The organism is Hoeflea marina (assembly GCF_003182275.1).
Taxonomy (GTDB): Bacteria; Pseudomonadota; Alphaproteobacteria; order Rhizobiales; family Rhizobiaceae; genus Hoeflea; species Hoeflea marina.
This window is the reverse complement of record NZ_QGTR01000009.1, coordinates 62,957-69,492: the sequence shown is the minus strand read 5'-3', so window position 1 is coordinate 69,492 and position 6,536 is coordinate 62,957. Positions and strand designations below refer to the sequence as shown.

4 protein-coding genes and 1 pseudogene are annotated in these 6,536 nt (G+C 64.5%); all 5 read right to left on the bottom strand.

Features of this window, described 5'->3' with window-relative positions:
- Positions 1-556: 556 nt before the first annotated feature.
- The 5 genes and pseudogenes from recQ to DFR52_RS23240 all read right to left on the bottom strand — a co-directional run bounded on the left by recQ (position 557) and on the right by DFR52_RS23240 (position 6,384).
- Positions 557-2,410, bottom strand: coding sequence for a DNA helicase RecQ (recQ, locus tag DFR52_RS23260; RefSeq protein ID WP_110034478.1), 1,854 nt, complete (start codon positions 2,408-2,410; stop codon positions 557-559).
- Between the two features lie 300 nt (positions 2,411-2,710).
- Positions 2,711-3,510: pseudogene (locus DFR52_RS23255) on the bottom strand (class I SAM-dependent methyltransferase).
- A complete protein-coding gene (locus tag DFR52_RS23250; RefSeq protein ID WP_110034477.1) occupies positions 3,507-4,328 on the bottom strand; it encodes an ABC transporter ATP-binding protein in 822 nt (273 codons plus the stop codon). The pseudogene DFR52_RS23255 and the gene DFR52_RS23250 overlap by 4 nt, the downstream one beginning before the upstream one ends.
- Positions 4,325-5,353 (bottom strand): FecCD family ABC transporter permease, encoded by a 1,029-nt coding sequence (locus tag DFR52_RS23245; RefSeq protein ID WP_110034476.1) that lies wholly within the window; start codon positions 5,351-5,353, stop codon positions 4,325-4,327. The genes DFR52_RS23250 and DFR52_RS23245 overlap by 4 nt, the downstream gene beginning before the upstream one ends.
- Positions 5,350-6,384, bottom strand: a complete 1,035-nt coding sequence (locus tag DFR52_RS23240) for an ABC transporter substrate-binding protein (RefSeq protein WP_110034475.1) — start codon at positions 6,382-6,384, stop codon at positions 5,350-5,352. Before DFR52_RS23240 ends, DFR52_RS23245 begins: the two co-directional genes overlap by 4 nt.
- Between the last annotated feature and the right edge of the window lie 152 nt (positions 6,385-6,536).

The following is a 6,536-nucleotide window of genomic DNA, read 5'->3' as shown; positions in this document are numbered from 1 at the left end:
CGAACTTCTTGGCCGCCAGCGGCGCCCCGCCCTCGTTGTCTGAGCGGTTTATAGGCCCCACCCTCCCAAACTGTCAACAACCAATTTCACGAATCTCAAACAAAAAGACAGTTTGGTGACAAAGGCCGATTGCAGCGGCCCGGAATGCCGGGCTGGCCACGCATTGCAACACCGCGAGCCCGCCCGCGGTTCCAAACCCCTCCGATCCTATGGGTCATACGGCCGGATCAGCTCAGGCAACGGGCTCGCGCCCCTTGTCATCATGGTCTTCAACGCAAGACAGGCAGGCATTCCACGCAACGAGAAAAGATCGGAATTCGGCTTTGTCCGCCCTTTCCAGCTGGCGGCATCCTGCATCGCCGGAGTGGTGAGAGCGCCGGTCCGGGCGATCCTCTCCGGTCGGATGGCTCACCCCGCGGAGTCCGACGCCGCTCTTCCCGCCCTCGAACGGCGCCGGTTGAGCCATGGGAGTCACCCCTGCCCAGCCACGGACCCGCCCCTTTGCCGTGGCCTCTGAAGGCGGGCGCACTTCATCCAGCGAATGGTCCGCCCGCCTTCAGAGGCCGGTCTCGTTGATCACCTCAAGGAAACTTGCGCCAAACCGCGCCAGCTTGGTCTCGCCGACTCCGGAAATGCTGAGCATCGCCTCGGCCGTGCGCGGCCGCCTGGTCGCGAATGCCACCAGCGTCGTGTCCGGAAACACCATGTAGGGCGCCACGCCCAGTTCCCTGGAAAGGCCCATGCGCATAGCGCGCAGCCGGTCGAACAGTTCCTGATCCTCACCGGACAAGGCCAGGCGCCCCCCGGCCGCCGGCCTGGCTGCGCCGGAGGCCTTGCGTCCCGAGACCAGCCGGTCCTTGCGGAACATCACGGTGCGGCGTTTCTTGAACACGTCCGAAGCTTCGTCGCGCAGCAGGATGGCGCCGAAATTGTCGTGATCCACCTCGATCAGGCTGAAGGCGAGCAACTGCCGGAACACCGATTGCCAGACGCTCGGCGCGATCGCCTTGCCGACCCCGAAGACCGGCAGTTCGGTATGGCCGAAACGCTCCGTCTTGTCGGTGACCTTGCCGGTCAGCACGTCGATGAGATGGCCGACGCCGAATCGCTGGCCGGTCCGATAGACCGCGGCCAGCCCCATGATCGCCGCCTCCGTTCCGTCCCACTGCTCGACCGGATTGGTGCAGGTGTCGCAATTGCCGCAGTCGGCCGGATAGGTTTCGCCGAAATGCGACAGGATCACCCGCCGTCGGCAGCCCGCCGTCTCGCAGATCCCGACGAGCGCATTGAGCTTGGCCCGCTCGATGCGCTTGACCTCGTCGGTCGCCTCGCCCTGGTCGATCATCCGTTGTCGCTGCACGATGTCCTGCATGCCGTAGGTCATGAAGGCTTCGGAGGGCAGCCCGTCGCGGCCGGCGCGGCCGGTCTCCTGATAGTATCCCTCCACCGAGGACGGCAGATCGAGATGGGCCACATAGCGGACATTCGGCTTGTTGATGCCCATGCCGAAGGCAACGGTGGCCACGAGGCACAGGCCTTCCTCCATTCGGAAGGCGTCCTGGGTGTCACGCTTGGTCTGCGGATCCATCCGGGCATGGTAGTACTTGGCCCGGATGCCATTGTCGTTGAGCCAGCCGCAGGTCTCCTCGACCTTCTTGCGCGAGAGGCAGTAGACGATGCCGCTTGACCCCGAGTGACGCTTCAGGAACTGCAGCAACTGGCTCCTGGCGTTGTTCCTCTCGACGATTTCATAGCTGATATTGGGTCGATCGAAACTGTCGACGAAGGTCTCCGCATCGTCGAGATCCAGCAGCCGCACGATGTCCAGACGGGTGTGCGGATCGGCGGTCGCCGTCAGGGCGATCCGCGGCACGCCGGGATAAAGCTCCTTCAGCCTGCCCAGCGAAAGGTAGTCCTTGCGGAAATTGTTGCCCCAGGTGCTCACACAGTGACACTCGTCGATGCAGACCATCGATATCCGCGTCCGGCCGAACATTCTGGCAAAGCCCGGAAGGACGGCACGCTCCGGCGTCACATAGATCAGCTTCAGCTCGCCCGCTGCCAGCCGCCGCCGCACATCCATGGCCTCGTCCTCGGGCTGCTCGGACCAGATGCATTCGGCGGCGATCCCGAGCGCCTTCATGTCCTCCACCTGGTCGCGCATCAGCGCCACCAGCGGGGACACCACGATCGCCGTGCCCTCCAGGCAGAGCGCGGGGATCTGGAAGCAAAGCGACTTCCCCTTCCCTGTCGGAAACAGCACCAGCGCATCCCGTCCGGCCAGCACGGTTTCGATGACGGCCTGCTGCTGGCCGCGGAAACTGGGATATCCCCAGATCTGCTTGAGGATGCGGGTCGGATCGGTGCCATAGGCCTGAGGCTCGAACTTGGCTTCGGCGTGGCTTTGCATGCGGGACTCCGGGGATTGAGGCCTGCACCGGCTCGTCAGCCGATGCGCTCGGTATTCTTGCGGCGATTTCCCGCCATGTCGATGCTCTCGCGAGTGGCGCGATCGGGCAAGCGGACCACGGCCACTTGCCGTGCCCGTTCGGTTCGTTCGGCCGAATCGCCGATGGTCGGTCAGACACGCTGACCTACCATCCGCCTTGCCCCCCGCACAATCGGCTTGGGTCAACGCGCCTTCGAAACACCGGCCACACCCCGTGCTGGGACATGACCCAGACATATGAGGACCCTGTCGGATTGAGGCCTAGACCTGGCCAGCGGCCTGGCTCGTTGCAGGACGCAAGGCCGTGAGGATAAAGCGGCGGTATAGAAGCGTTCTCAGCCGGTTCCTGATGTCCGCGGTTCTGCGCTGTGCCTTGCCGATGGATCGTGAGATGGACAAGCAATGTCAACGAAACCCGTCTCCCGCACCAGCGGTTCGAGGCGTTCGACAGTCAACCCCTGACTGAACGGAAGCCGCCTCATGATGTCGCCATGCATCTGGCTCATCGCGCCGTCATAGTAGGGATCATGGCCCATGAAGCTCTCGAGCACCCGGACAGCCAGGCCGGCGACCCGGCCCACGGGTGTGGGCTTGGCCCAGTCGCCATCGAAGACGAGCAGCCTGCCGCCGGGTTTCAACACCCGAAGCCAGTCGGCAAGCGCCTGTTCAGGGTCCGTCAGCGTCCATACAAGGTGGCGACAGATCACCGCGTCATAGGTTTCGTCGGGCTCCATCGTGCGTTCGGCATCGGCCAGAATGAACCGCGCCCGCCCGTTGCCTGCATGCTTGGCGCGCGCGACACCCAGCATGGCTTCGGAAAAGTCCAGCGCAGTCACCTCGTGGCCAAGGCCGAGCAGGACATTCGTCACCTCGCCCGTGCCGCAGGCAAGCTCCAGCACCTTCAACGGCTTCGGTCCGACGGCCACGCGCACCGTTGTCGCCCAGGCTTCCAGTTCCGGCCCCGGAGGAATGCGGTGACCGAAAGCCAGATCGAAGGTCGATGATCGCTTCGACCAGTAGTCCCGGATGTCTTCCTTGAGTCCGTGATTGCGCATGGTCATCGGCCTCCAGTGGCGGAAAGATTTGCCGGTCGCACGGCGGTGACGCGCGCGTGCGACCGCTGGGTCCGGAAGCGCAGGTGGCACAGGCCGCCACCATCGACGTCGATTTCGGCGTCGACGCCGAACACGTCGCGGATCCGTTCCTCGGTCAGCACGTCGCGGGGCCGGCCGAGCGCAACCAGGCAGCCGACCTGCATCACCGCGATCCTGTCGCAGTACATGGCCGCGTGGTTGAGGTCATGCAACGCCGCCACCACCGTAAGCTCCTGGCGCTGCACCAGGTCGAGCAGGCTGATCTGGTGGCCGATATCGAGATGATTTGTCGGCTCATCGAGCAGCAGGATCTCCGGCTGCTGGGCAATGGCGCGGGCGATATGCAGCCTCTGGCGCTCGCCACCGGACAAGGTATGCCAGCTTCGCCCGGCAAGATGCGTCATGTCGACGTTGTCGAGGGCGGCATCAACAATCCGGTCATCGTCCGGCGACCAAGGCAAGAGCGGTCCGAGATAAGGTGTGCGGCCGATTTCGACGGCCTGCCGCGCGGTGATCCGCTCGCCGGTGTCCGCCTGCTGCTCGACCAGTGCCAGGCGTTGCGCGACATCACGCCTGCTGAGCGAACCGATCGGGGCACCATCGAGCAGCACCACGCCGGACCTCGGCTTGCGAAGGCCGGCAAACAACGACATCAAACTTGTCTTGCCCGAACCGTTGGGACCGATGATCCCAAGAAACTCGCCGGTTTCAACCGTGAGCGAGATGTCCCTGAGAATCTCGGTCCCGCCCGCCGACCACGAAACATGGCTCACCGAAAGTGTCATGCGCGCTCCCTGCGTTGCGCCAGGATGAGGGCGAAGGCCGGTGCGCCGACCAGCGCGGTAATCACGCCGATCGGCAGCACCTGCCCGGTGATGATGGTCCGCGACAGGATATCAGCAATGATCATGAAGACCGCGCCGATCAGGGCAGATGCCGGCAGCAGGATCCCGTGGCGGACACCCACAAGCATGCGCGCGGCATGGGGAATGACGAGACCGACGAAACCGATCGATCCGACGATCGAAACCATGGCTGCGGTCATCATTGCCGAGACGCCGACGAGGACGAAATAGGTGCGGCGGACCGATATCCCGAGCGATGCCGCGGATTCGGAGCCAAAGGTGAAGGCATCGAGCGCGCGGGCGTGCCAGATGCACACGACAAGGCCAAGGAGTGCTGCCGGCACCGCCAGCCACGCGTCCGGCCAGCGCACGCCAGAGAGGTTGCCCAGCAGCCAGAACATGATGCCGCGGGCCTGCTCGGCTGTTGCGGCCTTGGTGACGATGAACGAAGTGAGCGCGTTGAACAGCTGCGAACCGGCGACGCCCGCCAGGATGATGGCCGCCGTCCCCCGCCCGGCCTTCAGCGCCAGCACGCTGACAAGGGCGAAAGCCAGTATTGCGCCGATGAAGGCGCCGATCGGCAGCGTCAGGTACCCGGCGCCGACGCCGAGGATGGCGACGCTCACGGCGCCGGTGGAGGCGCCCGCGGAAATACCCAGCAGATAGGGGTCCGCAAGCGGGTTGCGCAGCAAGGACTGCAGAACCACGCCGGAAAGCGCCAGGGCGGCGCCGCAGGAAGCCGCGATCACCGAGCGGCTCAGCCGGTAGCTCCAGACAATGCCTTCGTCGATCGGCTCCAGCGGGTAGCCGGCGTTCCACAGCCGGTTTGCAACGGTCTGCGCGACGGTTGAGAACGGGATTGACGTTTCGCCGATCGATGCGCCCATCCAGAGCGCTGACAGAAGAACGGCGAGCGCGGCGAAAGCCGCGCCCGTTCGTCCCGTCGTTTGCAATGCCCGGTTCACTTGGCCAGGCCGGCTTTGGCGATGCTGGCAGCCAGGACCTCGATGCCCTCGATCGTGCGGATCGTCGGGTTCATCGCTTGCGCATCCATCTCGAACACATAGCCGGCGGTGACAGCCGGCATCAGGCTTGCAACCGGATCGGATTTGAGGAAGGCGAGCTTTGCCTCAAGGCTGTCCTGCGGATGGCGGCGGCGCTCCATGGAGCCGGCGACAATCATGGTTGGCGCAGACTTGGCGATGGTCTCCCAGCCCACCGTCGGCCATTCCTCCTCGGTGGTGATGATGTTCTGGATGCCCAGCGCCGACATGATGTAGCCTGACGCACCGTTCTTTCCCGCCACATAGGGATCGGCGTCGGCGGCGCTGGAAAACCAGAAGACCGCCGACAGCTTGCCCTCGGCTGACGCGATCCTGGCGCGGGCGGCTTCCTCCCGCGTCTTCAGATCCGCGACGACGTCTTCGCCCTTGTCCTGGACATTGTAGATTTGCGCAAGATCGCGGATCTCCTGATGGACAAGATCCATGGTGAAGACCTGATGGCGCACCCCGTCGCCGGCATTGGCGTTTTCCTTTCCGACGCAATCGGACGGAGACGTGTAGACCGGGATTCCCAGCTCCTCGAATTGCTCGGGCTTGGCCACCGCACCCTCGGGGCCGACCTGCCCCTGGAACTGAACGGCGATGATGTCCGGCTTCCTGGCGAGCACGCTCTCGAAGCTTGGATCGTTGTCTGCCAGGCGCTCGACCCTGGCATTGACCTCCTCAAAGCCTTTCAGGACCGGACCAACCCAGCGCGCGGTGCCGACGACCTTGTCGGCCAGCCCCAGGAGATAGAGGATTTCGGTGCTGCTCTGGCCGATCGAGACGGTCCGCGCCGGCGCAGTCTGAATTGTCACCTGCCGGCCGCAGTTTTCGAGTGTCAGCGGATAGCTGGTCTCCGCGGCCTGGGCGTCCCAGGCGGCGAAGCCGGCTGGCGCAAGGCACGCGAGAAGGAGGGCCGCCTTGAGCGGTATTCTAAAAAACGATGTCATGGAAAATCCCCGAATAGGACTGGAGGCCGCGCAAGACGGCATGGAGGAACGACACGGACGGCGGTCAAGCCATCCGCGCGATCGGACAATCGGCAGGATTCGGGAAAAGCAGCGTCAATTCGCGCAGCAAGGCGCTGGTGATCTTCATACAA